Origin of the sequence: Paractinoplanes tereljensis, assembly GCF_016862435.1 — a bacterium.
Classification (GTDB): Bacteria; Actinomycetota; Actinomycetes; order Mycobacteriales; family Micromonosporaceae; genus Actinoplanes; species Actinoplanes tereljensis.
The window spans coordinates 72,446-98,501 of sequence record NZ_BOMY01000046.1 but is presented as its reverse complement, the minus strand read 5'-3'; the positions used below and the strand labels follow the sequence as shown (position 1 = coordinate 98,501).

At 68.8% G+C, this 26,056-nt stretch carries 27 protein-coding genes; 16 read left to right on the top strand and 11 right to left on the bottom strand.

The genetic code is table 11. From position 1 onward, the window contains the following. Positions 1-16 precede the first annotated feature (16 nt). From Ate02nite_RS36050 to Ate02nite_RS36030, 5 genes are read right to left on the bottom strand one after another with little or no spacing between them, the layout of a single operon-like run. A complete protein-coding gene (locus Ate02nite_RS36050; protein WP_203812384.1) occupies positions 17-424 on the bottom strand; it encodes a hypothetical protein in 408 nt (135 codons plus the stop codon). Then, positions 421-960, bottom strand: a complete 540-nt coding sequence (locus Ate02nite_RS36045; RefSeq protein ID WP_203812383.1) for a DUF6886 family protein — start codon at positions 958-960, stop codon at positions 421-423. Before Ate02nite_RS36045 ends, Ate02nite_RS36050 begins: the two co-directional genes overlap by 4 nt. Next, positions 960-2,048, bottom strand: a complete 1,089-nt coding sequence (locus Ate02nite_RS36040; RefSeq protein ID WP_203812382.1) for an alcohol dehydrogenase catalytic domain-containing protein — start codon at positions 2,046-2,048, stop codon at positions 960-962. Before Ate02nite_RS36040 ends, Ate02nite_RS36045 begins: the two co-directional genes overlap by 1 nt. Further along, complete coding sequence (locus tag Ate02nite_RS36035) at positions 2,045-3,454, bottom strand: aldehyde dehydrogenase family protein (RefSeq protein WP_203812381.1); 1,410 nt, start codon at positions 3,452-3,454, stop codon at positions 2,045-2,047. Before Ate02nite_RS36035 ends, Ate02nite_RS36040 begins: the two co-directional genes overlap by 4 nt. Next, positions 3,451-4,077, bottom strand: a complete 627-nt coding sequence (locus Ate02nite_RS36030) for a TetR/AcrR family transcriptional regulator (RefSeq protein ID WP_203812380.1) — start codon at positions 4,075-4,077, stop codon at positions 3,451-3,453. Before Ate02nite_RS36030 ends, Ate02nite_RS36035 begins: the two co-directional genes overlap by 4 nt. A gap of 59 nt (positions 4,078-4,136) precedes the next feature. Between Ate02nite_RS36030 and Ate02nite_RS36025 the strand changes: the two genes are divergently transcribed. Both Ate02nite_RS36025 and Ate02nite_RS36020 read left to right on the top strand, forming a co-directional pair. Further along, a complete protein-coding gene (locus Ate02nite_RS36025) occupies positions 4,137-5,309 on the top strand; it encodes an acyl-CoA dehydrogenase family protein (RefSeq protein ID WP_203812379.1) in 1,173 nt (390 codons plus the stop codon). Continuing rightward, positions 5,306-6,838, top strand: a complete 1,533-nt coding sequence (locus Ate02nite_RS36020) for a long-chain-fatty-acid--CoA ligase (RefSeq protein ID WP_203812378.1) — start codon at positions 5,306-5,308, stop codon at positions 6,836-6,838. Before Ate02nite_RS36025 ends, Ate02nite_RS36020 begins: the two co-directional genes overlap by 4 nt. On the opposite strand, the gene Ate02nite_RS36015 is transcribed toward Ate02nite_RS36020, so the two are convergent. Continuing rightward, positions 6,827-7,249 (bottom strand): (deoxy)nucleoside triphosphate pyrophosphohydrolase, encoded by a 423-nt coding sequence (locus Ate02nite_RS36015; RefSeq protein WP_203812502.1) that lies wholly within the window; start codon positions 7,247-7,249, stop codon positions 6,827-6,829. The two genes, Ate02nite_RS36020 and Ate02nite_RS36015, sit on opposite strands and share 12 nt — an antisense overlap. Positions 7,250-7,431: 182 nt before the next feature. Here Ate02nite_RS36015 and Ate02nite_RS36010 point away from each other — a divergent pair, with 182 nt between their 5' ends. Together Ate02nite_RS36010 and Ate02nite_RS36005 are read left to right on the top strand one after the other, a co-directional pair. Then, positions 7,432-7,746 (top strand): pterin dehydratase, encoded by a 315-nt coding sequence (locus tag Ate02nite_RS36010; RefSeq protein WP_203812377.1) that lies wholly within the window; start codon positions 7,432-7,434, stop codon positions 7,744-7,746. A gap of 13 nt (positions 7,747-7,759) precedes the next feature. After that, positions 7,760-8,122 (top strand): PH domain-containing protein, encoded by a 363-nt coding sequence (locus Ate02nite_RS36005; protein WP_203812376.1) that lies wholly within the window; start codon positions 7,760-7,762, stop codon positions 8,120-8,122. Positions 8,123-8,133: 11 nt separating this feature from the next. On the opposite strand, the gene Ate02nite_RS36000 is transcribed toward Ate02nite_RS36005, so the two are convergent. Together Ate02nite_RS36000 and Ate02nite_RS35995 are read right to left on the bottom strand one after the other, a co-directional pair. Continuing rightward, positions 8,134-8,967, bottom strand: coding sequence for a nucleotidyltransferase domain-containing protein (locus Ate02nite_RS36000; protein ID WP_203812375.1), 834 nt, complete (start codon positions 8,965-8,967; stop codon positions 8,134-8,136). Positions 8,968-9,016: 49 nt separating this feature from the next. Beyond that, complete coding sequence (locus Ate02nite_RS35995; protein ID WP_203812374.1) at positions 9,017-9,886, bottom strand: G5 domain-containing protein; 870 nt, start codon at positions 9,884-9,886, stop codon at positions 9,017-9,019. Between the two features lie 142 nt (positions 9,887-10,028). Between Ate02nite_RS35995 and Ate02nite_RS35990 the strand changes: the two genes are divergently transcribed. The 4 genes from Ate02nite_RS35990 to Ate02nite_RS35975 are packed head-to-tail and all read left to right on the top strand — an operon-like array spanning position 10,029 to position 11,834. Continuing rightward, positions 10,029-10,490, top strand: coding sequence for a MarR family winged helix-turn-helix transcriptional regulator (locus Ate02nite_RS35990; protein WP_203812373.1), 462 nt, complete (start codon positions 10,029-10,031; stop codon positions 10,488-10,490). 30 nt (positions 10,491-10,520) lie between these two features. Then, positions 10,521-10,868 (top strand): ArsR/SmtB family transcription factor, encoded by a 348-nt coding sequence (locus tag Ate02nite_RS35985; RefSeq protein ID WP_203812372.1) that lies wholly within the window; start codon positions 10,521-10,523, stop codon positions 10,866-10,868. Next, entirely contained in the window at positions 10,855-11,355 is a 501-nt protein-coding gene (locus Ate02nite_RS35980) for an SRPBCC family protein (RefSeq protein ID WP_203812371.1), read from the top strand. Before Ate02nite_RS35985 ends, Ate02nite_RS35980 begins: the two co-directional genes overlap by 14 nt. A 17-nt stretch (positions 11,356-11,372) precedes the next feature. After that, positions 11,373-11,834 carry a GNAT family N-acetyltransferase gene (locus Ate02nite_RS35975; RefSeq protein WP_203812370.1) on the top strand — a complete coding sequence of 154 codons (462 nt, stop codon included), beginning with the start codon at positions 11,373-11,375 and terminating at the stop codon, positions 11,832-11,834. On the opposite strand, the gene Ate02nite_RS35970 is transcribed toward Ate02nite_RS35975, so the two are convergent. Both Ate02nite_RS35970 and Ate02nite_RS35965 read right to left on the bottom strand, forming a co-directional pair. Then, on the bottom strand, positions 11,835-13,094 hold the full coding sequence (locus Ate02nite_RS35970; RefSeq protein ID WP_203812369.1) for an SUKH-3 domain-containing protein: 1,260 nt from the start codon (positions 13,092-13,094) through the stop codon (positions 11,835-11,837). Beyond that, positions 13,091-14,323 (bottom strand): SUKH-3 domain-containing protein, encoded by a 1,233-nt coding sequence (locus tag Ate02nite_RS35965; protein ID WP_203812368.1) that lies wholly within the window; start codon positions 14,321-14,323, stop codon positions 13,091-13,093. The genes Ate02nite_RS35970 and Ate02nite_RS35965 overlap by 4 nt, the downstream gene beginning before the upstream one ends. Positions 14,324-14,435: 112 nt before the next feature. Between Ate02nite_RS35965 and Ate02nite_RS35960 the strand changes: the two genes are divergently transcribed. The 7 genes from Ate02nite_RS35960 to Ate02nite_RS35930 all read left to right on the top strand — a co-directional run bounded on the left by Ate02nite_RS35960 (position 14,436) and on the right by Ate02nite_RS35930 (position 23,398). Further along, complete coding sequence (locus Ate02nite_RS35960) at positions 14,436-14,864, top strand: YbaB/EbfC family nucleoid-associated protein (protein ID WP_203812367.1); 429 nt, start codon at positions 14,436-14,438, stop codon at positions 14,862-14,864. Then, on the top strand, positions 14,854-15,183 hold the full coding sequence (locus Ate02nite_RS35955) for a hypothetical protein (protein WP_203812366.1): 330 nt from the start codon (positions 14,854-14,856) through the stop codon (positions 15,181-15,183). Before Ate02nite_RS35960 ends, Ate02nite_RS35955 begins: the two co-directional genes overlap by 11 nt. 7 nt (positions 15,184-15,190) lie before the next feature. Further along, complete coding sequence (locus tag Ate02nite_RS35950) at positions 15,191-20,803, top strand: toxin glutamine deamidase domain-containing protein (RefSeq protein WP_203812365.1); 5,613 nt, start codon at positions 15,191-15,193, stop codon at positions 20,801-20,803. A gap of 122 nt (positions 20,804-20,925) precedes the next feature. Beyond that, positions 20,926-21,429, top strand: coding sequence for a hypothetical protein (locus Ate02nite_RS35945; RefSeq protein WP_203812364.1), 504 nt, complete (start codon positions 20,926-20,928; stop codon positions 21,427-21,429). Between the two features lie 81 nt (positions 21,430-21,510). Continuing rightward, entirely contained in the window at positions 21,511-22,140 is a 630-nt protein-coding gene (locus Ate02nite_RS35940) for a hypothetical protein (RefSeq protein ID WP_203812363.1), read from the top strand. A 15-nt stretch (positions 22,141-22,155) separates the two neighbouring features. Further along, positions 22,156-22,770, top strand: a complete 615-nt coding sequence (locus tag Ate02nite_RS35935) for a hypothetical protein (protein WP_203812362.1) — start codon at positions 22,156-22,158, stop codon at positions 22,768-22,770. Between the two features lie 46 nt (positions 22,771-22,816). Beyond that, positions 22,817-23,398, top strand: coding sequence for a Uma2 family endonuclease (locus tag Ate02nite_RS35930; protein WP_203812361.1), 582 nt, complete (start codon positions 22,817-22,819; stop codon positions 23,396-23,398). Between the two features lie 18 nt (positions 23,399-23,416). On the opposite strand, the gene ychF is transcribed toward Ate02nite_RS35930, so the two are convergent. Further along, positions 23,417-24,502, bottom strand: a complete 1,086-nt coding sequence (gene ychF / locus Ate02nite_RS35925) for a redox-regulated ATPase YchF (protein ID WP_203812360.1) — start codon at positions 24,500-24,502, stop codon at positions 23,417-23,419. A gap of 102 nt (positions 24,503-24,604) precedes the next feature. Here ychF and Ate02nite_RS35920 point away from each other — a divergent pair, with 102 nt between their 5' ends. Beyond that, complete coding sequence (locus Ate02nite_RS35920) at positions 24,605-26,029, top strand: DNA-3-methyladenine glycosylase 2 family protein (protein ID WP_203812359.1); 1,425 nt, start codon at positions 24,605-24,607, stop codon at positions 26,027-26,029. Positions 26,030-26,056: the final 27 nt, after the last annotated feature.

Genomic DNA, 26,056 nt, shown 5'->3' with positions numbered 1-26,056 from the left:
GCACGCGAACTGACCGTTAAATCGCATCTATTTCTATATTAAAATTGCGCCGCAAATATTCCGCCAATCGCGGTCCGGCGCGACGGACGATACCCCTGACCCACCATTCGGACTCAGGAAAATTAAGAAAAGCGTTCGGCCGCAGCTCCGCCTTAAATTCTTCGTCTGCCATAGCAACGGCTGCCGCAAGCGACCGCATTTCGTCAAAACCCGCCAGCCCGGGATTGCGCAAGGCCTTCTCCAGAGCATCACGGGCCGTCAGGTCGTTGAAGTAATCGCCCCCGTCCCGGTCGTATCCGCGAACGCACTCGTCAACAAAATCAGCCCATCGCCGGGTCAGCGATTCCGGGCCGCAATCACGCCATCTTCCGGTGGAGCGCACGAAATCGGTGAAGGCTTCCTCGAACTCAGTCGAGTTTGTCAACGTGGCCTGGCGTTTCGTAGGCGGATGCCGCTGAAGCCGGCCGTGCTGGTGGTTACCTCGTGCCAGAACGGCCACAGGCTGTCGAGCAGGCGCAGCTGGATGCCGGCGGCGGCGTGGCAGTCGATCAGGTTGCCGACCGGCTCCGGTGGGCCCAGCGGGACGACCGGCTCGGTCGCCACGTGCGCGTGCGGGTCGGCGCCCGGTGAGGCGATCTCCACGAACGCCGCGGCCGGCAGCCGATACGCGTACAGCCTGGTGGTGCGCATCGCGTCCCACCAGGCGTACTCGATCGCATGCACCCGAACGCCGCAGCCGGCGCCGATGATCCGGTCCCGGTCGGCGTCGGTCGTTCCGGCCCGGACCCAGGCCATCGCGCGCGGGCACTGCCGCGGAAACCAATAGCTCGGCGCGCTGCGCCCATCGACCGCCCAGACGTACGGCGTGGTCTCCCGCGAGGTCGGCGCCACGTGCGGGGCGAAGCGCTCGATCGTCGGGTCCTCGGAGAAGTGCAGCACCTCGCCCGGCGCCGGTCGCATCAGAGCTGGACCACCGAGCGGGCCCCCTCCCCGCGGGACATCCGGTCGAAGGCCTCGGGCACGTCGGCCAGGGTGATCCGGTCGGAGATCAAATGATCAACCGAAAGGGCCCCGGAGAGTACGTCGGCGGCCAGCCGAGGGATCTCGGTGTCGAAGTCGGCGGCGCCGTACACCGACGAGCGGAGCGTGCGGGACGAGGAGAAGATGTCCAGGGCGGACAGCTGAACCAGGTCCTCGTTGCTGCCCATGCCGACCACGGTGACCTTGCCGCCCCGGCGGGTGGCCCGCCAGGCGGCCCGGATGGTCGCGGATCGGCCGACGCACTCGATGGCGTGGTCGGCGCCGCGGCCCGAGGTGCGCACCCGGATCTCCTTGGACAGGGCGTCCGAGGAGACCACGAAGTCGGTCGCGCCGGCCGCCTCGGCCAGGCCCTTCTTGGCCTCGGAGACGTCCACCGCGATCACCTCGGCGGCACCGGCGGCGCGGGCCGCGGCGACCACCGAGAGGCCGACCCCGCCGAGGCCGATGACGACAACCGATTCGCCGGGCGCGACCTGGGCGGTATTGCGGACCGCGCCGGTTCCGGTGAGCACCCCGCAGCCGAGCAGGGCGGCCTTCTCGAAGGCCAGCTCGGACGGGACCCGGATTACCGCATTGGCCGGCGCGACCACGTAGTCGGCGAACGCGCCCAGGCCGAGCGAGACGTGCACGGGGGCGTCGTCCAGGGTGATGCCGTTCTCCAGGGCGGCCACGCCGGACGAGGTGGCGCACAGCCACGGCTCGCCGCGCTCGCAGAACCAGCACTCGCGGCAGGGCGGCTGCCAGTTGAGGACGACGTGGTCGCCGGCGGCGGCGCGGGTGACGTGCTCGCCGGCCTCGACCACCTCGCCGGCCGCCTCATGACCGATCACCAACGGGTACGGGGAACGGACGGTGCCGTTCACCATGGACAGATCGGAGTGGCAGACGCCGGCCGCCTTGATGCGCACGCGCACCTGGCCGGGGCCGATCTCGGGCAGTCGCAGCTCTTCGACGGCCGGCCGCGCTCCGGCCGACCGCACAACCACCCCGTTGAAGTAAGCGCTCATCGTTGAATCGCCTTTGTTTGCTGGAATTCCGCCAGACCGTACTCGCCCAACTCACGCCCCACACCGGACTGCTTGTATCCGCCGAACGGCGCGAACGGGTTGAAAGACCCGCCGTTGACGTCGACCGCGCCGGTCCGCAACCGCTTCGCCACCGCGAGAGCCCGCTCGTCCGAGCCCCAGACTCCGCCGGCCAGGCCGTAGCGGGAGTTGTTGGCAATCGCCACGGCGTGGTCGTCGTCCTCGAACGGGATGATCGACAGCACCGGGCCGAAGATCTCCTCCTGGGCCAGCTCGCTGGCCGGATCCACGTCGGCAAAAACAGTCGGAGCGACGAAAAATCCCTTTCCTGGTACGGGCGCGTCCAGGCCGCCGGCGACCAGGCGGGCGGTGGCCCGCTCGATGAAGCCGCGTACCCGGTCCCGCTGCGTCCCGGACACCAGCGGCCCGAGCCGGGTGCCCTCGTCGAAGGGGTCGCCCACGGTGTAACCGGCGGCGGTCTTCGCGGCCAGTGCGACTGCCTCGTCGTAGTGCGAGCGGTGCACCAGCATCCGGGTCCAGGCCGTGCAGGTCTGGCCGGAGTTGAGGAACGCGTTGCCGACCCCGACCTTCACCGCCTTGACCAGGTCGGCGTCCTCCAGGATCACGTTTGCCGACTTGCCGCCCAGCTCCAGCGCGACCCGGGCGATCCGGTCGGCCGCCGCGTGCGTGATGGCCCGGCCGGTCGCCGTCGATCCGGTGAACGACACCATGTCGACGCCGGGGTGGCCGGCGATGACCGCGCCCACCTCGGCGCCGGTGCCGGTGACCAGGTTGAACACGCCGGCCGGCACGCCCGCCTCCTCGGCCGCGTCGGCCAGCAGGAAGGCCACCAGCGGGGTCAGTTCGCTGGGCTTGAGCACGACCGGGCAGCCGGCCGCCAGGGCCGCCGCTACCTTCGCCACCACCTGGTGCAGCGGATAGTTCCACGGGGTGATCGCGCCGACCACGCCGACCGGTTCGTGGACGATCAGGGAGTTGCCGATCGTCTCGTTCTCCGCTGGGCGGACGGCCAGATCGGCGTACCCCCGCAGGACCGTGAGCGGAAGTCCGGCCTGCACCATTTTCGCGACCTTGAGCGGCGTGCCCAGCTCGAGCCCGACGGTCTTGGCGATGTCGCCGGCCCGGGCGGCCAGCGACGTGTGCAGGCGATCCAGAACCTCGCCGCGTTCGGCCATCGAACGGCCGGCCCAGCCGTCGAAGGCGGCCTGCGCGGCGGTCACCGCCCGGTCGACGTCCTCGGCCGTTCCGGCCGGCACCTGGGCGATGGTCTCCTCGGTGGCCGGGTTATCCACAGGGATGGTTTTCGAGGTGGACGGCGGCACCCACGCTCCGCCAATGTAGAGGCGCAGACGGTCGAGCGAGGTCATCGGCGGGTCCCTTCGAACTGAGCCAGCAGGCCGTTGATGAGCAGGTCAAGGCCGAGGGCAAAGGCACCTTCGTCCACGGCTTCATGATGCGCCGCCAGACGGGGCGCGTTGTGCAGATGTGGGTATCGGTCGTACAGGTCGGGGTCGATGTCGAAGCCCAGGGCGAACGAGCCCAGGGCAGAGCCGGTCACCAGGTAACGCATGAGCGCGCCGATGTGGGTGGCGCGCGCGGGTGGCCAGCCGGCGTCGACAAGCGCGCCGAAGACCGCCTCGGCCATGGCGAGGCCGGCCGGCCGGCGGCCGGGCCCCTGCGCGAGCACGGGCACGATGTTGGGGTGTTCGGTCAGCACCGCGTGGTACGCGTGCGCCCACCGGCGCAGCGCGTCATGCCACGGCGCTTCCTGAAAGACGGACAGGTCGACCCGCTCGACAACCGCATCGGCGACCGCGTCGACGATGTCGGCCTTGGTCGGGAAGTGGTTGTAGAGCGACGGACCCTGCACGCCGAGCTCGGTGGCGAGCCGGCGCACCGACAGCGCGTCCAGACCCTCGGCGTCGACCAGGGCGCCCGCCGTCGCCACGATGCGCTCGCGGGTGAGCAACGCCTGCCTCGGTCGAGCCACAGGATTCTCCAAGGAATTCGCACTGGACGTGTTAAAACTTACACCGCTAGTTTAAGCACATGGACTTCTCGCTCACCGACGAGGAACGTGCGATTCGCGATACGGCTCGTCAGTTCATCACCAAAGAGGTCATGCCGCTGGAGCAGGAGGCGCTGCTCCGCGAGCGCCGCCATCAACCCGGCCTGGAGCTCAGCGAGTTGCGCGAGCTGCAACAGAGGGCGAAGAAATTCGGCTTCTGGGGCCTGAGCACCCCGGAGGAGTTCGGCGGGATGAACCTGCCGGCCGTCCTCCAGTCGCTGATCTGGACCGAGGTGGGCCGCACCTTCGTGCAGTTCAAGTTCGGCGGCGAGGCCGACAACATCCTGTATTACGCCAACGAGGACCAGAAGCGCGAGTTCCTGCTGCCCACCATCGAGGGCGAGCGCATCTCCTGCTTCGCGATCACCGAGCCGGGCGCCGGCTCGGACGCCGCCAACATCAAGCTGCGGGCCGTCCGCGACGGCGACGACTGGGTGCTGAACGGGGAGAAGACGTTCATCACCAACGGCAACGACGCCGACTTCACCATCGTCGTGGCCGTCACCGACCCATCGAAGAAGGCGAGCAAGGGCGGCGCCACCGCGTTCCTTGTCGACAAGTCGATGGGCTGGCGGTCGGAGTTCATCCAAACCATGGGCGAGGGCGGACCGGCCTCGCTGATCTTCGAGGACGTGCGGGTGCCGCACCGCAACATCCTCGGCGAGATCGGCCAGGGCTTCGAGCTGGGCATGAAGTGGATCGGCAAGGGCCGCTACCTCATTCCCTCCAACGCCCTCGGCATCGCCGAGCGGGCGCTGGGCATGGCGCTCGAATACGCGAACACCCGCGAGACCTTCGGCGCGCGCATCGGGACAAACCAGGCGATCCAGTGGATGATCGCAGACTCCGAGGTGGAGGTCGAGGCCGCCCGGTGGCTGATTCTTCGGGCAGCCTGGACCGTTGACCAGGGCTGGGACCCGAGGCACGCTTCATCGATGGCCAAGCTGTACGGCGCGGGGATGGTAAACCGGGTCGTCGACCGGGTCATGCAGATCCACGGCGGCATGGGTTACACCCGCGAACTCCCGATCGAGCGCTGGTATAGGCAGGTCCGCCTGATGCGGATCTACGAGGGCACCGACGAGATGCAGCGGCTGATCATCTCCCGCGACCTGCTCCGCGGGTACACGAAGATCGGAGGGCACCTGGCATGACACAGTTGTCGCTGGCCACCGTCCTGGCCGAGGCGGCCCGGAAACATCCCTCCCAACTGGCGGTGATCGACAGCGCCACCGGCGAGCGCATCACCTATAAGGATCTTTGGGACCAGACCCTGGCGTACGCCGCCGGCCTGAAAGCCCTTGGCGTCGGTCCCGGCGACACCGTTGCCATCCAGATCCCCAACCTGGCCGACTTCCCCCGGGTCTACTACGCGGTGCTGTCGGTCGGCGCCACGATCGTCCCGATGCACCTGCTGCTCACCCCGGCCGAGAACGCGTACGTCTTGGAGGACAGCGGCGCGTCCCTACTGGTGGCGCACTCGTCGCAGCTCGCCAACGCCGCGGCGGCCGGCGCGCTGACCGACGTCAAGATCGTCTCGGTCGGCCCGGCGGTGCCGGGTTTCGAGCGCCTGGAGGACGCGGCTTCGACGGTCCCGCCACTGCGGACCTACGCGAGCCGCGAGGCTGAGGACGTGGCGGTCGTCTTCTATACCAGCGGCACCACCGGCAAGCCCAAGGGTGCCCTGCTCACCCACCTCAACCTGGTGATGAACACCATGGTGAACGTCTTCGACATCCACGACCTCAAGCAGGGCGACGTGGTGATGGGCTGCCTGCCGCTGTTCCACACGTTCGGCCAGACGGTCGGGATGAACGGGACGTTCCGGCTCGGCGGCACGCTGGTGCTGCAGGCCCGGTTCTCGGGCGAGGCCGCGATCGACCTGATGGTCAAGGAGAACGTGACCATCTTCCACGGCGTCCCGACGATGTACATCGGGCTGCTCGAGGCCGCTCCGAAGGCCGACCGCCTGCCGTCGCTGCGGCTCTGTGTGTCCGGTGGCGCGTCGCTGCCGGTCGCCGTACTGGAAAAGTTTGATGAGGTTTTTCAAGCGAAGATCTTCGAGGGGTACGGCCTGTCCGAGACCTCGCCCACCGCGACCACCAACCAACCGGCGTTCGGCACCAAGCCCGGCACCGTCGGCCACCCGATCTGGGGTGTCGAGGTGGAGATCGCCCGGGCCGAGATCGACGAGCGGATCGAGCTGCTGGACGCCGGTGAGCTCGGCGAGATCGTGATCCGCGGGCACAACGTCTTCGCCGGCTACCTCAACAACGACGAGGCGACCGCGCAGGCCGTGGTCGACGGCTGGTTCCGCACCGGCGACCTCGGCACCAAGGACGCCGACGGCTTCATCTCGATCGTCGACCGCAAGAAAGACCTGGTGATCCGGGGCGGCTTCAACGTCTACCCGCGCGAGGTCGAGGAAGCGCTGGCCCGGCACCCGGCCGTCGTTCAGGTCGCGGTGATCGGCGTGCCCGACTCGGTGCACGGCGAGGAGATCTGCGCGGTGGTGGTGCCCGACCCGGGCGGTGTCACGGCCGACGAGCTCATCGAGTGGTCGAAGGAGAAGCTCGGCCGCCACAAGTACCCGCGTCAGGTGCGCTTCGTCGAGTCGCTGCCGCTCGGGCCCAGCATGAAGGTGCTCAAGCGGGAACTCCGGAAGACGTACTCAGAGCAGTAACGGCGGGAGCGCCGCGACGATCGGCTTGTCCGCGGGGAGCCAGGGCACACTGTCCAGCTCGTCCGCGGACAGCCAGCGCATCGCGGTGTGCTCGAGGGCCTGCGGCTGGTCGCCGCCGAGCAGGGTGACGGCGAAGACGCGCAGCACCGCCCGGCCGTGCGCGAGCGAGACGTCCGGGCCGATCCGGTCGCCGACCTCGACCCGCACGCCGAGTTCCTCGACGCACTCGCGGGCCAGGGCCTGCTCGTCGGTCTCACCGGGCTCGACCTTGCCGCCGGGGAACTCCCAGCGGCCGGCCACCTCGGCGGGCGCGGACCGTTCGCACGCGAGCACGCGACCGTCGGTGATGATGGCCGCCGCAACGATTACTTTGCGTGACTTCACGGCGCTGACATGCTGTTCCCCCGGCATGAGATCAAAGCTTCGCATAAAAGTTCACCGTTCAGGTTGTCCGAGCCGTCCCGATCGTCACGCAAACACGTATATGTGGGCGTGGACATGGTTGTCCCCGAAGGCAAGACTGTGGGCACCGACCATGACGACACGGCGACAGTTTGGCCACAAGCCGGCAACGACGCCTAGGGGGTGCGGCGATGCGGGCCAGAAAACGACGGGGAACCCACTCCGACTATCTGACCGACGCGATCGGTCTGTTGAGCGGATGGGAGCGCGACGGCGTTCAGCTGAAGCGCGAGCTGGCGTGCGACGAAAGTCAGCATGCCGCATTGACGGAACGAATCAAGGTGGCGGCGGACACACTGCACATACGCCCTAGTATCCGGCGTCTCGACGGTCACACACAGATCTGTCTGGGCGACCGAGACGGGGACGCCATCACGGACGGTGAGGTCACCCTGGCCGCCCGGATCGAGGATTTCTACCGCACCGTGATCGGGAGCACGCCGTAGATACGCTCTGCCCATGAGCGACGTCATCTACGACAACAAGGGCCAGCTCCAGCAGATCCAGAGCGGCCTGCTCGAGGGCGAGCAGATCATCGCGGTCTACGACGCGATCGGAGCCGGCACCGGATTCATCGGGCTGACCAACCGCCGGATCATCATCCAGGACAAGTCATTCGTGGGTAAGCGCTTCGCGATCACCAGCATCCCGTACAGCAAGGTGAGCAGCGTCAGCGTGGTGAGCAACAAGAGCTGGGCCGGCGAGTTCTTCTCGTCCGGCACCATCGTGATCACGGTCGGCACCCACCAGCACGAGGTCGAGTTCCGCGGGGTGGAGAAGACCCAGCACGTGCACAACGTGATCTTGCATTACGCGGCGTAACGGAGCCCGGGTCAGCGGATCATGACGGCGCACGCGTCGGCGGTGTCCAGGACGAGATCGGCAGCCGTGTCGATCGCCTCGGACAAGCGCAACGGGTCGCCGTCGATCCCGGCGAAGGCCGCGTCGACCCGTTGCCGGAACCGCTCCGGCGCCCCCGGCAGCGCGGCCGCCGCGGCCACCGCGCCCTTCTCGTTGATCAGCCAGCGCCCGGCCGCCCCGTGCAGGGCGTGGGCGCACACCCCGACCACCCGGAAGAGGCATCCGGCCACGTAGGCGGTGTCCCGCCGGGAGACCGCCTTGCGGGCCAGCGCGACCAGGAAGTCGGCCTCCCAGAGCCCGTTCACCAGCGCCTCGGCCAGCTTGGGCGGGTAGACAAGCAGTTTCTCCCGCAGGGCGGTCAGCTCCCCGCCGGGGTCCACCAGGATCCGGCTGAGGGCCAGCTCCCCCGCGTACGTGTGGTCGGGGAACCCGAGCGGGTGCCCGGTCTGCTGGTGGAACCCGTACCGCCCCTGTTCGGCGTCGGCCCAGACGCCGAGCACCCGGTCGAGGTCGCGGTAGATCCAGTCGACCGGATGCCCGTCGATCTTGAGCCAGCCGCCGCCGTCCACCCACGGTCCCCAGCCGCCCGGCGCGGTGACCACCGCCGACGGCCCGGCCACCGACTTGGCCAGCCGGTCCAGCCGGTCGACGTCGAGCGGGGCGCGGTAGTAGAGACCCACGTCGGTGTCGGAGTCGTCGGCATGCGCGCCGCGCGCCCGGCTGCCACCCAGCACGATGCCGACCACGCCGGGCACCTCGGCCACCTGGCGGGCCAGCTCGATCAGACGTTCCTCGGTCAGCGGCACGAGATCCAGTCTTCCCCCGGTTCGCTGTTCATGCACGGCGGATTCTCGGTCAGCAGGCCAGCCGGCCGGCATCGCCGAGGAGAGTGACGTCCTGATCGAGGACCGCGACCGATCCATCGAGGCCGGCCATGCCGGTCTCCGCCGATTCCGCGCACGCCCCTTCCCGGCCCAGCGGCACACAGAGCTGCAGCCCCCGCCCGCACTCGGGGTCGCGGAACCCGCCGCGCTGCGTGCCGAACATCACGATCCGCAGCTGCGGCTGCTGGGTGACGGTCGCGTCGATCAGTTCCCGGGCGGTGGTCCGGCCGCCGACCGTGGTGATCTGGTAGCGCAGTGTCTCCACGCCGGGCACGCCGGGCTCTTCGACCCGCTGCTCGCCGCGCGGCAGGGTGGGGTCGCGGATCACCCGGGTCTCGAACGGGATCTCCCGGGTCTCCACCTCGGTCCGGATGGTGGTCGCCACCGGGGCGGGGGCCTGCGCGGGCGCCGGCACCCGCGGCTTGGCCGGCACCCGGGCCGGCGGCGGGACGACCAGCGCTCCGGCCGCGGACTTCGCCGGCGGCCGGTAGCCCGGCCGGTAACCCGGTTGGTAGCCCGGTTGGTAGCCCGGACGGTAACCGCCCGGATCGCGAGTGGCGGTCCGGTCGGCCGGTTTCGTGGCCCGGGCATCGGCCTCGACGGGTGCCGTGTGCCCGCCCAGGACCGGCGGGAGGGTCGAATCCAGGCCATCGGCCGGCGGAGTGGCGGGGCCGGCCGCCGCCTCCCCGACCGCGGTCACGACGGCGGGTTTCGGGTCGTTGTCCCGGGTGAAGAAGGCGACGCCGGCGACGCCGCCACCGACCACCATCAGCAGCGCACTGGCGCCGGCCGCCATCCGTACCCCGAACGGCAGCCTGGCCCACCAAGACTTTCGTGGCATTTCTAGCAATTGCTGCCAAGGGTCACTAGTTGTCTGGTTTTGCACCAGAGCATTGTGCATTGCGTACCTTGAAGCGCAAGCATCCCCACGCCCCACTGGCGAGCCGATCAAGAGCGTGCGCCCCAGTCGTAGGATCGGATTCATGTCCGCCACGGCACTCCCACCTGGGATCACTCCGCTCACCGCGGAGGAGGAGGCGGTCATGCGCGCGCTGGGCCGCCTCATGCTGGTGCTGCCGAGAGCCCTGACCACCGACCTCGAGCGCGACCAGCGCATGTCCGCGAGTGAATACAGCGTGCTGCGCCACCTCTCCGAGTCGCGGGACGGCTCCATGCGAATGAGCGAATTGGCGCAGGCCTGCGACATGTCCCTCAGTGGGATGACCCGGCTGGCCGCCAAGCTCGAGGCGTTCGGCTTCCTGAAGCGCACCAAGTGCGACTCGGACGCCCGCGGCTGGAACGCCGTACTGACCGAGAAGGGTCTTGATCGGCTGCGCGAAGCGTGGCCGGCCCACCTGGCCAGCGTCCGCCGGCACATCTTCGACCACCTCGACGACCTGGACCTCCGTGCGCTGGCCAAGGCGCTGAACGCGATGGCTTCTTGACGTATTCCCTTATGGGTATACGATAGGTTCATGGCACGAGCGGCAACCACCACGGACGCGTTCAATGCGGTGGCCGAGCCCCGCCGCCGGCAGATCCTCGATCTGCTGGCCCAGGGCGAACGGCCGGTCAACGACCTCGTCGCGATGCTCGACCTCGCCCAGCCTCAGGTCTCCAAGCACCTGCGCGTGCTCCGCGAGGTCGACCTGGTGCGGGTCCGCGACGAGGGCCGGCAACGGCTCTACCGGCTGAACGCCCGGCCACTCCGCTCGATCCACGACTGGCTGCGCAAATACGAGCAGGAGTGGAACGCTCGTTTCGACCTGCTCGACACCGTCCTGGCGGAACTCAAGGAGGAGGAAGCAGATGGCACCGACTAACGGCTCGGCCAAGGTCACGCTCCCGGCCGACAACCAGATCCTGATCACCCGCGAATTCGACGCGCCCCGGCACCTGGTCTGGCGCACCTACACCGAGCCCGAGCTGATCAAGCGCTGGTGGGCCGGCCAACGCGGCACGGTGACCAGCGTCGAGGTCGATCTGCGGGTCGGCGGCGGCTGGCGCTACGTGATGACCGCGAACGGCGGCTTCGAGGTCGGGTTCCACGGCGAGTTCCGGGAGATCGACGCCCCGGACCGCCTGGTCAACACCGAGGCCTTCGAGGGCATCCCCGACCCGGACGGCAACGCCGCCCTGGTCACCGTGACACTGACCGAAAAGGACGGCCGCACCTATCTCGAGTCACTCACCGAGATGCGCGACAAGGCCGGCCGCGACGCGATCATCGACTCCGGCATGGAGGGCGGCATGCAGGAGTCCTACGACGCACTGGAGCGAGTGGCGATCTCCCTGACCTCGCCCAGCTGATCTCGTTAAAATGCGGGATGACCTGGATCATCGAGCAGCGGGACTGGGCCGACCCGGCCGGGGCGGCCCTGCGTGAGGCGCAGCGCGTCGAGCTCGACGCGCGCTACGGCAACGACGACCACGAGCCCGGCGCCGCGCCCACCGCCGACAACATCGACGTCTTCCTGGTCGCGGTCGACCCCGCCGGCCAGGCGATCGGCTGCGGCGCCCTGCGCCGGCTGGACCAGGCGTCGGCCGAGGTCAAACGGATGTACGTGACACCGGCCGGCCGTGGCTCCGGCGTCGCCACCGCCATCCTGCGCACCCTGGAGGAGCAGGCCCGCGCCCTCGGCTGGCACACGCTGCGGCTGGAGACCGGCACGGCCCAGCCCGACGCGATGCGCTTCTACGAGCGCGAGGGTTACCACCAGATCCCGCGCTACGGCGCCTACGCCGACTCGGACCACTCGGTCTGCTACGAGCGGTCCCTGTCGGCGTAATCACTCGTCGCCGGGACCCCAGGTGCCGTCGTCGCGGACGCGATAGGTGCGCCAGCCGACGACCAGGGTTTCCAGCGCCTCGAGGAAGGTCTCGGCGATGAACCATTCGCCGGCCTGGTCGAGGTCGAAGATCCGGCCCCGCTCGTCGACCGCGAGGATCGACTCGTTGTTGATGCTGCCGATCGGGAAGAGCCGCGACCCGATGATCTGGCCGAACTCGTGGAGCACGTCGGCGCTGTACTTGGCCCACTCGGGTCCGAGGTAGACGACCCGGGACCGCTGCTCCAGGCCGGCCGCGTGGCGATGGATGACCAGCGAGCCGGTCTGCGCCAACGCCTCCAGCATCGCCGGGAACGCCTGATGGCGGTGTTCCCGGCCGGCCACCGGAAGGACCCGGTCCACCTCGAACGCGGCCAGGTCGGCCCGCAGGTCGGCCGGGGTGCCGGGCAAATACGACCCGCGGATCAGTTCCGCGGCGAGAGTGTCGGAGAACCGTTCCGGGTCGGGGTTGGGCGCGGGCGCGGCCGGGTCGTCGACGAGCGCGGCGACCATCTCCCACGGCATGAGGGCCAGCTGGGTGAGCACGTAGACGCAGCTCTCGCACGGGTCGTTCGGCGTACCGCCGGCCGGGTCGTCCGGCTCGCGGATCTGGAACGTCTCGAACTGCGCGGGCAGCAGCAGCTGGCGGGCCTCGTCGAGAGTCAGCGGGGGCGAACCGGCCAGCCCCCGCTTGCGATCCGCCTCGTGCAGCACGTCGGAGCAGACGATCATCTCGGCGTGCCGCTCGCAGCCGCGCACGAGCTGCTGCGGGGTCTGCTCGGCCAGCCGTTCCAGGACCAGCCGGTGATGGTTCAGCTTCTGGTCGCCCTTGGCGCCGCGGGCGAGGTAGACGCGACCCTCCACGGTGGCGTGCGCGGCGACGCCGGGGGCAACCTTCCGCTGGGCCTCCCGACGCAGCTGGACCTCGGGATCCGAGGTCTTGGGCGGGTCGACCACCGCGTCGCGCTGCTCGCGGTATGTCTCTTCAAGCATCTCGGCGGGCCAGTTCGGCCAGCTCGAGACCCGGCCGGTGGCCCGGTCGATGACGCTCGAGCCGGTGCCGATCTCGGCCGCTGCGAAGGTTTTCCGCACCGGGGCGACCGTGACGATGAAGCCCAGGTCGAACTCCTCGACCGCGGCCTGCTGCTCGGCGCCGGTGGCCAGCGACGCGGCGCGCGCCCACGCCGCCGCGCTCGCGTCGGCGTCCGCTCGGGTGATCATTGCTGCGTCCTCCAAGTGCCGTCGTCGTGCAGCCGGGCGGCCGGATGGCCCGTCAGCAGAGCGACGAGTGCCTGGTCGAGAGTCTCCCCGAGGAACCATTCGCCGCCCTGGTCGAGGGCGAAGACGCGACCACGCTCGTCGATCGCCAGCACCGCCTCGTCGTCGCCCTCGGTGCCCAGCGGGAACATCCTGGCGTCGACGATGATGCCGAGCTCGCACAGCGGGTCAGTCAAATGCGCGATCGAGCCGTGTCCGATGTCGAACGAACGGACCCGCTGCGCGACACCCGGGCAGTTCCGGCTGGTCAGGACCCCGTAGAACTCGGTGAACGCGGCCCGGGCGGCCGGAAACTCCGCGAGCTCGAATTCCGCGCCCCGCCCGGCCACGAGCCGGTCCACCTCGCCGGCGCCGAGCCGCGCCCGCCGCTGCCGCGACTCCGGCACCCAGCCCCGATGGGCCAGCTCCCAGGCCACCTCGGCCGGAAAACGGCCGGGCTCCGGGTCGATTCCGGCGGTCTGCCGCCAGTCGACCTGGCGCGACGCCGGCAAAACCGACAGTTCGATGAGTACGGATTGGCAGGTGAAGCAGGAACTGGCGGGCTCGCCACCGATCGGGTCGCCGCTCTCCCGGATGTGGAACGTGTCGAACTGACCCTGCGCGAGCAGAGCCCGGGCATCGCCGAGGTCGAGCGCGGCATCGCGCACCTTGTCGGCCTCGTAGAGCACGTCCGACACGACAAGCAGTTCGGCATGGCGCTCCGCACCGCGCACCGTGTTTTCCGCGGGGATCGCCGCCAGCAGCTGCGCGACCAGCGGATGGTGCCGCAGTTCCTGGTCACCCTTGGCGCCGCGGGCCCGGAACAGCCGGTCGCCCAGCGTGAGATGCGCGGCAACCGCGGGGCTGACCCGCCGGTGTGCCTCGCGCTTGAGCTCCGCGACCGGGTCGGCGGTCTGGTGCCGCCCGATCGCGGCGTCCCGCCGCTCCCGATAGTGCTCATCGAGCTCCGCAGTGGACGCGATCGGCCAGTGCGAGAGCCGGCCGGTGTCCCGGTCGATCACGGTGGTGACGTCCTCGCCCGGCTCGGTGCGGATCTCCGGTGGCAGTTGCATCCACACCGCGTAACCGAGAGCCAGCTCATCGACGTGCGGCGTGCAGGGGTAGCCGCGCCGGATCGACTGCTTGTGCGCCCAGCCCTCGGCGACGAATTCCGCCTCTTCCAGCGAGATCATCGAGGTTCCCCCATGCCGATGAGCTTAGAACGATCGGACAATGTCAATTCTCGGCGTTGTCGCGAGCTGATAGTTTTTCAGGCAAATCGCTGGGCACTCGGGGGAGACGGCCGTGACACGACAGTCCGATCGCGACGCCAACCACGCGCTGCGCGCCCGTTTCGACGACGTGGTGTCGCAGTACCAGCGCCTGCGCACCGGCCTCGACGATCTCCAGGAGCGGCTGGCCACCCTGGCCGTGACCGCCGAATCGCCGGACGGCCTGGTCGGGGCGACCGTCGGCCCGCGCGGCCAGCTGATCGACCTCAAGCTCGACCGGGACATCTACCGCCACGGCGACCAGGACGAATTGGCCCGCACCATCCTGCGCACCGTCGAGCGGGCGGTCGCCAAGACCACCGATCAGGTGCAGGAGATGGTCGGCGAATACCTGCCGGCCGACTCCGGGGCGGCCCGCTTCCTGCGCGACGGCGAGTTCGGCAGCCTGCTCGGCCGCCAGGACCAGCTCATGCGAGAGGCGGCCGACGACGATGGCCGGTGAGGAGCTCTACCTCGACCCGCAGCGCGCCACCGCCGGCGGCCGCGACCTCTCGCTGGCCGGCTCGCAGCTGGTCAGCCTGGACAACAGCACGGTGGCCGAGATCGCCGTGGCGAGCCAGGGGCAGCCGTGGGGGCGGGACGACATCGGCGCCGCCTTCCAGAAGAACTACGGGCCGCTGCTGCAGCAGTTCACCGAGGCGTTCGGCCAGATCGCGGGCTACGTGGAGGCGCTCGGCGACGCCGCGATGAAGTCGGTCGAGGACAACCTGGCCGCCGACGACCGGGCGGGCGAGACCGTCATCAAGTCGTACAAGGCCTGATGCCGTCATGACCGTCCTACCCAGCCCGATTCCGCACCCGCTCGACTACTCTCCGTGGGACCTTCCTGGCTGGGCGTACGACGCTCTCGAATGGGTCGTCGGTTTCGACTGGCCCGAGGGCAACGAAAAAGTCACCTGGGACATCGCCGACCAGTGGTACGACCTGGTCAGCGCGATGGCCGCGCCACGAGACGACGCCGCCGAGGCAGCCCAGCGGATCATCGACGCCTACGGCGGCAGCGGCACCACGATCGAGGCGTTCATCGCCGCCTGGCAGAAGGTCGCCGACGGCGACGAGGCACCGCTCAACGCGCTGATGGACTTCGCCAACGAGATGGGCAAGATGGTCGAGGGCTGCGGCCGCGACATCGAGGGCGCCAAGCTCGAGGCGTGGATCGAGCTGGGCATCTTCGTCATCGAGCTGATCGGCATGGCGGTCACCGTCGCGCTGACCCTGGGCGCCGCCTCGCCGGCCGCCGGCGGGCTCATCGCGGCGACCCGGATGGCGATCCAGCAGATCTTCAAGAAGCTGATCGCGCAGCTCGCCAAGAAGGCCATCAAGCAGGGCCTCAAAGACATGGGCAAGCGCGTCACCAAGGACATCCTCACCAAGAAGGGCCTCAAGCAGCTCGGCAAGAAGGCCTTCAAGGAGGGCCGGGAGGAAGCCCGCGAGGAGTTCCTCACCAACCTCGGCATCCAGACCTACCAGAACATGACCGGCCGGGCCGACGGCATCAGCCTGTCCGATCTGGCCTGGTCGACCGGCGCGGGCGCGGCCGGTGGGGCCGCCGCGCACGGCGCCAACATCGGCGCGGGCCACCGGAGCGGCATCTTCCGGGGTGCGGCGGCCGAGGTCCTCGGCGATCTGGGCGGGTCGGCCGCCACCGGCAACCTGTCCGACTTCGAGAGCCTTGCCAAATCCGCTAGTTCGGGTGTGTCCGGCACGATGGTCGGTAACGCCCACCATGACGTCAAAGGCATGAATGCCAGCCTGGTCGGCGCCGGGGACCTCACCCTGAGCGACTTGCCGTCGGCTGCCTCAAATTCTTCCGGTACGGCGGTCAGCTCCGCGATCCCCGACCTGTCCTCCGGGTCATCGAGCGGCAGCCCGGTCCACACCGGATCATCCAGCGGCCCACCGACGTCCTCGGTCGCGGGCTCCGACACCTCGGTGACCAACACGTCGGAGTCGGTCTCGGCGTCTGTCTCGGCGTCGACGTCCGCTTCGCCGCTGGTGAGCCATGCCCAGAGCTCCACGACCGCCGAAACGGTCGTCACCTCGTCGAACTCCGGCGGCGGCACCACGACGGCCTTCACCTCGTCGAACTCCGCCGGTGGCACCACGCTCGCGTCGGCCGCGCCGGCGATCGATGCGGCCGCCGACACCAACGCCGGCCCGAGCACGTCCGGTCCGGTCTCCACCTCCACGAACGCGTCGGTGGCCGGCACCTCGAATGCCGGTCCCAGCGCGCCCGGCGGCCCGGTCTCGGTGTCGTCGGCCGGCCCGAGCGTGGCCGGTTCGCCCAGTTCCAATGTGTCGCTGACCAGCAGCAGCCCAACGACGGGCCCGTCGAGCCTCAGCACCTCGACCAGCAGCCCGACGATCTCACCGAACAGCAGCCCGACGCCGTCCGCGCCGCAAAGCCTGGACACCGGCGGCGCCCGCCCCAGCGGCCCCAGCATCACCTCAGCGTCCCCGAACGTGACCGGCCCTAACGTTAGCGGCCCTAACGTTAGCGGGCCGAACGTTAGCGGGCCGAACGTTAGCGGGCCGAACGTTAGCGGGCCGAGCCCGACTGGCACCGGCCCCAACAACCCGAGCCCGGGCGGCACCGACCTGAGCCGGCCGCGTGCCGAGGCGCCGCTCGCCTCGGCCACCACCACCACCACCACCACCACCACCACCACGCCTGCCGCAGCCCCGCCCCCCACGACCACGCCCGCCGCGACCACGCCCACGACGACCACGCCAGCGAACCCGTCGCCGAGTTCGACGGATTCGGGGCGGCCGAGCCCGGCCACGCCGGACCGGTCCACCAGCCCGCCTCCGTCCACGTCCCCGCCTGCGCAGCCCGGCAAAGCGGACACGCCGCCGCCACCCGCGACGCCGGATCGACCGCGGTCGGACGGCGGTCGCTCCGATCCGGCGGTGTTCGTCCCCGGGCCGGGCCACGCCAACCCGCACCTGACCTCGCGGACGCCCGACCAGGCCCGAGCCGAACAGGCCTATTTCGACCAGCAGGCGCAGAACAAGCAGGTCGTGCTGAGCCGGATCTCCACCAGCACACTGGGCCGTTACGACAAGGCCGTCGACGCGATGGGCCGGGCCCGGGCCGACGCCCGGCGGGAGGCACGAAAGGCCAAATTCACCTTCAACTTCAGGAAGGCGGACCGCTTCCGGGCCATGGAGGCCCACTATCAACAGCAGGAGGCGTACGCGGTACAGCAGCGCGAACAGGTCAAGGTCTACCTGACCCAGCAGCAGTTCTCGCTGATCGACGCGACCAAGCCGTACCACGACCCGGTGGACTTCGCGACCGCGAACACCGACCACGGTTACCTCTCCGGCGCCCCGATCTGGAGCAACGACCGATCGGCCCTGACCGGCGGTCCCCACCCGCCGAACTCGCGGACCCTGCGCAACTACAACAGCCCCGGAGGCCTGCGCCGCCCGCTCGCCATGCACCAGGCCGACCTGGAACAGGTGGTCCCCCGCGATCAGAACGGCGCGCCGGTGCGCACCCCGGACCCGCGCGGCCCGCTGCTGAAACTGCTCAACGACGGCGGCTCCACCGCCGACCCGACCCGCGGCTTCAACTGCCTCGACTGTGCGCTGTCGTTCTTCGAGACCTACTTCCACGGCCGGCCGACGGTCTCCGCGCCCCGCACGGTCGACAGCTACCGGTACGGCGCCGACGTGCAGGCCGGCGAGACGGGCGGCACCGTCCGGGCCGAGACGGCGACCGGCAGCGGCTTCACCCACGTCACGCCGTCCGACCCGAGCAAGTCGCACGCGGAGGTCAAGGCCGACGTCGACCGCGGTTTCGAGGCGGTGGCCCGCGCTCTCCTGCAGGGCGGCCACGGTTCCACCGCCGTCATCGTCACCGAGTGGGAGAACAACAGCGCGCACGCCTGGAACGCCGTCAACCACCACGGCACGCTCTACTTCATCGACCCGCAGTCCGGTAAGTATCAGGACGCGTCGAACTTCACCGGCGGCCCCGGCCACCGCACGCTGTACGGCCACACCGGCACGCCGAACGGCAGCAACGCCGTCGGGATCCACGCGCTGATGGTCGACGGCCAGGGCAACCCGATGGCCGTTCCGAACACCCCGCCGTCGCCGTACAGCGGCCGGACCTCCCCGCCCCCGCCGCCGCTCGCCTACCAGCAACAGCAGGCGCAACTGGCGCAGCAGCAGACGGTGAGCCCGCCGCAGCCGCCGGGCCCGGCGCCCACGGTCACCACCCAGCCGCCGCTGCCCGCGCCGCCGACCACCCCGGAACCGCCGACGCCGGGCCCGACGACGACGATCGATGACGGACCGCCACCGCCCGCGCCACCGGTCACGCCGCCGGTCGAGACCCAGCGGACGCACGAGACGGTCACGGACGAAGCCGGACCGAAACTGGACAGCTCCCCCACCCGTACGGACGAAGCGCAGAGCCGGACCACGACGGAGCCGGCGCCGGATCGCTCCGGCCTCGACCTGTTGTCGGTGTTGAATCCGGACGCGAACCGCGATCCGCTGTCGGTGCTGGACCCGACGCCGCGGACAACGACGGATACCTCCCCGGCGCCGGACGCCGACGCACGGCTGGCGGTGGAGGCGAGGGCGAAGGCCGACTATCAGTTCGCGACCGACCGCGCCCGGCGGGAGTTCGACGAGTCCTACCGGCAGCGAATGGCACAGGATCTGCGAACCCAGGCCACGACCGCGAACGATCAGGCCGACGACCTGAACCGCCAGGTCCACGACGCCTACCGGAACGGCGACCAGGCCACCGCCGACCGGCGCGCGACGGAACGCGACCGACTGGAGGAGCAGGCGCGCGAGTTCCAGGATCGCGCGTCCGACGTGGAGCGTGGCGGCGAGATCGGCGACGTCGAGCTGACCGGCAACGACTGGGAGCAGGTCAACGACAGCAATGGTGCAAGCGACCTGGCCCCCGGCCCGGTGGAGACCGGCGACCGTTCCGCGCTGACCGGCGACGCAGGCCCGCGCTCGATCGACACGACCCGCCGCTACAACGAGCGCGGCGGCCTGCGCCCACCACTGCGAATCCACCAGACCGACCTGGAACGCGCCATGCCGCGCGACACCGACGGAACCCCGGTCCGGCATGCGGATCCACGAGACGGCGACTGGTTCGCCCTGGTGAACGACGGCGGCCCAGAGGCCGACCCCACCCGCTCCATCAACTGCGGCGACACGGTCCTGTCGCTGTACGACAGCTACATGCACGGCCGCCCAAGGGTGTCCGCCCCACGCACATTCGACGGTTACCACAATGGCGACCCAAGCCGCCCGATGGACGCCGAACGCGGCGTAACAGCCCGCATCGAAACGTCAACCGGAGGCCACTTCGAGGGCCTGACCGACGTAAGCACCCTGGACCCACCGGATCAGCGAGCAGAGGTACGCCTGGCCGAAAGCCACCTGCACAGCCATTTGCTGAGCTTGGGCCACGGCTCATTCGCCTTCATAACAACCCAGGACCAGGCCGGCCGAACCCACGCAACCGCCATGGTGAACCAGAACGGCACAATCCTCTACCTGGACCCCCAAAACCGATCCATCAACGCAACGGCCCCACTGCGCACAAACACCGGCCAGGGCTACCCCTCAGACGTAGTCCGCATGGACGCCCTGGTGGTAGACGGCCAGGCCCGCCCCCGCCCACTGACAACCGGCGCCGGCCCGTTCGTAGCCGCAGAACCGGCCGGCGGTCCCAACCCGGACGTCTATGACAGCGCGCAACGTGCGGACATGGCGGAACACGGCACTCGGCTGGGCCTGAGTCCCGAACAGATCGACGGTTTCATCACCGCCGGTTCGATCGAGAAGGACCCCAATCCACCGCGCCGCCCGGACGGAAAGGAAGCACTCACTCCGGGCGAAGTGAAACAACAGATGGACAATTGGACGAACGACGTCGAACCGCGGGGCTATCCGCATCATTTCGAAAGCCGTGAGCAGTTCTTGGAGTTTGTCGGCCGGCTCAACGGACTTACCGAGGCATTCGACATTCCGCACGGCCGGATGGTGGTCCAGGGCTCATCACTCCGGACGCCGAATGCTGGTGATGTCGATTTCGCAGTCATCGTCTCGGACGAAGATTTCGACGCATACGCCGCACGGTGTGGGCGTGGCATCGAGCAGCGCGCGAACCCGAGGGCGCTGGATGGGCTGCTCTCCGGGTTGGACGGCAACGTCAGTAAGGGCTTCGTGTCGAAGTACTATGTTGACCGCCCGAACCGGACAGCGCCGACGTTTTCGCAGCAGATTATCTCACTCGCCCACGAGTTCTCGGTCCCGGCCGTCGATATCTCAGTGATGAAAGAATCCAGCGTGATGATGATGTATCCGTGGATGGACGTGACGGTAGGTCGAGAATGAGTAGCTTGCAAAGCAAACTGTTCTTAGGGTGGGATCCAACTTCGCCGGTCGAGGCAACGGCGGACCAGGTCCGAGCCGCAAAGAGATACTCGCGAGGGCTTTTCGACGCGTCCGGGGCTCTCGTGCGGCTCGAACTGTACGGCCGTGATGGGCTGCACGATGTCTACTACTACAACGGCGAGAGCGAATCGATCACCGCCGACCATGCCGTCGACTATCCCGGAAGCACGTTTGCCGTAGTTCGCACCGAGGAAGCGCTGGCCGGCTTCCGCTGGGAGTTCACGACCCGGTATACCGCCGAGGGCAGCCCGCGCCTGTTCATGACCCATCTCTTCGATCCGGCCGATCTGGAGATCATGAATCTGGACTACATCCGGACCGGCGAGCTTCGCGCCATCACCAAGTTCTGGTACGAGTCGGCGGACTCGATCGGCCTAGTCTTCGAGTACCAGCCCGACGGCAAGAACGTCGACGTCACCAACCTCGAGGAGGGCGAGAGCGTGCCCTTCGAGGCAGTGCTCCGAGCGCTGCCCGAGCCGGACTTCTACGCCGAAGGCTTCGCGCTTCCACCGCAGCTGGCAGGCACGTCAATTCCGCCGGTAGGCGACCACTTCCACCTTGAGTAACCCGGTGGACACGGAGATGCGATCGCCCGCAACCGGAGGAAACGGCATGTATCTATGGCTTGAGCTTGGCGGAGATCGATAATGAACGACCTGCAGACTAAGCTGTTTCTGGACTGGGAGCCGAATTCTTCGGTCGAGGCGACGGCTGACGAGATTCGCGACGCAGAAACGTATTCGCGCGGGTATTTCGACTCATCAGGCGCCTTGGTTCGCCTTGAACTGTACGACGGCGGCAACTTGGACCAGGTGTACTACTACGGTAGCGATATTGAATCAATAACTTCCGATCACACACGCGATTATCCCGAGCTCGCTTTTGCTGTAGTCCATAAAGAAGGAGCATCGGCGGGGTTCCATTGGGAGTTCACCACTCGATATGCCGCAGATGGCAGTCGGCGCCTGTTGATGTTTCACCTTTTCGATCCCCGCAACTTGGAGATCATGAATCTGGACTACAGCATCGCCGGCGACCTTCGTGCTATCACGAAGTTCTGGTACGAGTCAGCGGACGAGATCGGCCTCATGTTCGAGTATCGGAAAGATGGAACGAACGTCGACGTCGCCAACCTGGAAGAGGGCGAGAGCGTGCCCCTCGAGGCAGTGCTCCGAGCGCTACCCGAGCCGGACTTCTACGCCGATGGCTTCGCGCTTCCGCCGCAACTGGTGGGCACGTCGATTCCGTCCGTAGGCGACCACTTCCGCCCTGAGTAACCGGTGGACACGGAGATGCGAACCGCGTGGTTCCGGACCGATATCTCCGGTGCGGACCACGAAGTCGCCGAGTACGAGGCCCGCGCTTCGGATGCGTATGAGCGAGCGTGGTTCGATCCGGCCGGCGAACTGGTGCGCCGGGAGCGATATCGCAAGGGTGACCTGATCCAGGTCCGATACTTCGTCGGCGAGCTCGGATCAATCTTCGCCGAGCACGAGCGTGATTATCCCGAGACCGAGTTCGCAGTCCTTCGGGAGGAGGGTGCGCCGGCCGGCTTTTGCTGGGGATTCATGGCCCGGTATGACGGCGCCGGTCGCCCGATCGCGTTCGGCACCGAGCTCATCGACCCGAGTGGCTCAGCGATCATGATGCTGGAGTACGACGGGAACGGTGAGCTCCGCGGCGTCACGAAGTTCTGGGACGAGATGCCTGACGAGGCCGGCATGTTGTTCGAGTACGGAGCAGACGGGACGAGCGTGGTCGTCGGCGATCTGGAAGACGGCGACACACTGCGTTTCGACGAAGTGCTTCGGGCGCTACCCGAGCCGGACTTCTACGCCGATGGCTTCGCGCTTCCGCCGCAGCTCGCGGGCATCTCGATCCCGTCCGTGCGAGACCGCCTCGGCTGAGCGCAGCATGCCGGAGCCAGGGTTACCGAAATGCTACGGTGACGGCATGACTGCGGTGCCCGAGTGGATGCGGCCGCCTCGCCCTGAGGGCTGGTACTCCGATGACCTCGACAGGCTCGCCGAAGCACCGCGCCATACCGAACTGATCGATGGAGCGCTCGTCTTCATGATGTCCCCCCAGCGGGTCTGGCATGCCCGGATGGTTACCGCACTGGTGAACTCCCTGACCGATCAGGCACCGGCAGGCATCGAGGTCGACCGGGAGATCACGGTCCGACTCGATAGATGGAATCGTCCCGAGCCTGACCTTCTGGCCACCAGGGCGCCGTACGATCCGTCCCGCACCTTCTACCTTCCGGAAGAGACTCTTCTGGTCGTAGAGGTCGTCTCGCCGGAGTCGGCGCACCGGGATCGGACAGTCAAGCTGCGCAAGTACGCGGAAGCTGGCATCCCGAACTACTGGCGGGTCGAAGACCAGGACGGATCACCGGTGGTCCACGCCTACGAGCTCGACGAGCCCACCCGATCGTACGCGCCGACCGGAATCCATCGGCACGAACTACGCACCACCACGCCGTTCACGATCAAGCTCGATCTCGATGGCCTGGTGCCCGGCCGTAAGAGTTGAGCCGGCCGGGCGGCGCATCTAAACGTTGAAGCGGAACTCGACGACGTCGCCGTCCTTCATGATGTAGTCCTTGCCCTCCATGCGGACCTTTCCCGCCGCCTTGGCGGCGGACATGGAACCTGCGGTCATCAAGTCGTCGAAGCTGACGATTTCGGCCTTGATGAAACCCCGCTGGAAGTCGCTGTGGATCACGCCGGCCGCCTCGGGAGCGGTCGCGCCGACCGGGATCACCCAGGCTCGGGCTTCCTTCGGGCCGGCGGTCAAGTAGGTCTGCAGGCCCAGCGTCTCGAAGCCGACCTTGATCAAGCGGTTCAGGCCCGGCTCGGTCTGGCCGGTGGACTGCAGCAGCTCCAGGGCGTCGTCGTCGTCCAGGTCGATCAGCTCGGACTCGATCTTCGCGTCCATGAACACGGCCTCGGCCGGGGCGACCAGGGCGCGCAGCTCGTCCAGGAACGCCGCGTTGCCCAGCTCGGCCTCGTCGACGTTGAAGACGTAGAGGAACGGCTTCGTGGTGAGCAGATGCAGCTCGGCCAGCAGCTCTACGTCCAGGTCGGCGGCCGCCGCCCCGGCGTACAGCGTGATGCCGTCGTTGAGCAGTTTGAACGCCAGCTCCGCGGCGGCCACGGCGGGCGCGCGGTCCTTCTTGAGCTTGGCTTCCTTCTGCAGGCGCGGCAGCGCCTTCTCGACCGTCTGCAGGTCGGCCAGGATGAGCTCGGTGTTGATCGTCTCGATGTCGTCGCCGGGCGAGACCTTGCCGTCGACGTGCAGCACGTTCGGGTCGCTGAACGCGCGCACGACCTGGCAGATCGCGGACGCGTCGCGGATGTTCGCGAGGAACGCGTTGCCTCGGCCCTGGCCCTTGGACGCGCCGCGGACCAGGCCGGCGATGTCGACGAAGCTCACCGGGGCGGGCAGGATCTTCTCGCTGCTGAACAGCTCAGCGAGCTTTCCCAGGCGTTCGTCGGGGAGCCCGACCACGCCGACGTTCGGCTCGATCGTCGCGAACGGGTAGTTCGCCGCCAGCACGTCGTTCTTGGTCAGGGCATTGAACAGGGTGCTCTTGCCGACGTTCGGCAGGCCGACGATTCCGATGGAAAGGCTCACGGAAACCCAGTTTACGCAGGGTTGCGGACGGCCCGGCGGGCGCAAGGGTCATGTCCGAATCCCGCCAGCTTTTCGTAGGCAACAGAGGGCAGACTCGACGTCATGGAACTGGACTTCGAACGGTGCTACCGGGCCGTGGACAGCCGGGACCAGCGCTTCGACGGCTGGTTCTACACCGCCGTGAGCAGCACCGGCATCTACTGCCGGCCGTCCTGCCCGGCCATCACGCCGAAACCCGAGAACGTCTCCTTCTTCCCGACCGCGGCCGGCGCCCAGCGCGCTGGTTACCGTGCGTGCAAGCGCTGCCGGCCGGACGCCGCCCCGGGCTCGCCCGAGTGGGACGTGCGGGCTGACCTGGTCGGGCGCGCGATGCGGCTGATCGGGGACGGCGTGGTGGACCGGGAGGGCGTGCCGGGCCTGGCCGGCCGGCTCGGTTACACCGAGCGACACCTCAACCGGATGCTCACCGCCGAATTGGGGGCCGGGCCGCTCGCGCTGGCCCGCGCACAACGCGCGCAGACGGCGCGGATCCTGATCGAGACCACCGATCTCGGCCTGGCCGAGATCGCGTTCGCGGCGGGTTTCGGCAGCGTGCGGCAATTCAACGACACGATCCAAGAGGTGTACGCGCAGGCGCCGAGCCGGTTGCGGGAACGCCGTCCGGTGGCCGACGCGGAGCCGGGGACGATCAACCTGCGGCTCGCCTACCGGTCGCCGCTGCACGTTCCGGCGCTGCTCGACTTCCTCGAGACGCGGGCGCTGCCGGGGATGGAGGAGCGGTCCGGTGACACGTACCGTCGCGGTCTGCATTTGCCGCACGGCAGCGCGACGGTCGCGCTGACCCCGGCCGCCCGCTGGGTTTCCGCGAAGCTGCGGCTGAGCGACGTGCGCGATCTCGCGCCCGCGGTGGCCCGCTGCCGGCGGCTGTTCGACCTGGATGCGGACCCCGACGCCGTCGATGCCACGCTGGGCGCGGACCTCGCGCTGAGCGCGTCGATAAACACCGAGCCGGGCGTACGGGTACCGCGCGCGGTCGACGGTTTCGAAATTGCCGTTCGGGCAATCGTGGGTCAGCAGGTGAGCGTGGCCGGCGCGCGGACGACGCTGACCCGGATGCTCCGGGCGGCCGGCGGTTTCGACGGCCCGGACCTGGTCGGTTTCCCCGGCGCGGTGGTGGTGGCCGAGTTGCCGGACACCGCATTCGGGATGCCGGTCAGCCGGCGGCAGACGATCCGGCAGCTCGCCGAGGCGGTCGCGGCCGGGAAGATCGATCTGGAACCGGGCGCGAACCGGGAGGAATCGGTCTCCCGGCTGATGGAGGTGCCCGGCATCGGCGCCTGGACCGCCGGATATGTGGCGATGCGGGCGATCGGCGACCCGGACGTGTTCCTGCCGACCGACCTGGCGGTGCGGCGCGGGGCGGCGGCCCTCGGGTTGCCGTCGACACCGAAGGCCCTGGAGAAGCACGCCGAGCGGTGGCGGCCCTGGCGGTCGTACGCCCTGATCCGCCTGTGGCGGGCCTCTTGACCACGGTTATCCACAGGCCCGCAGAAA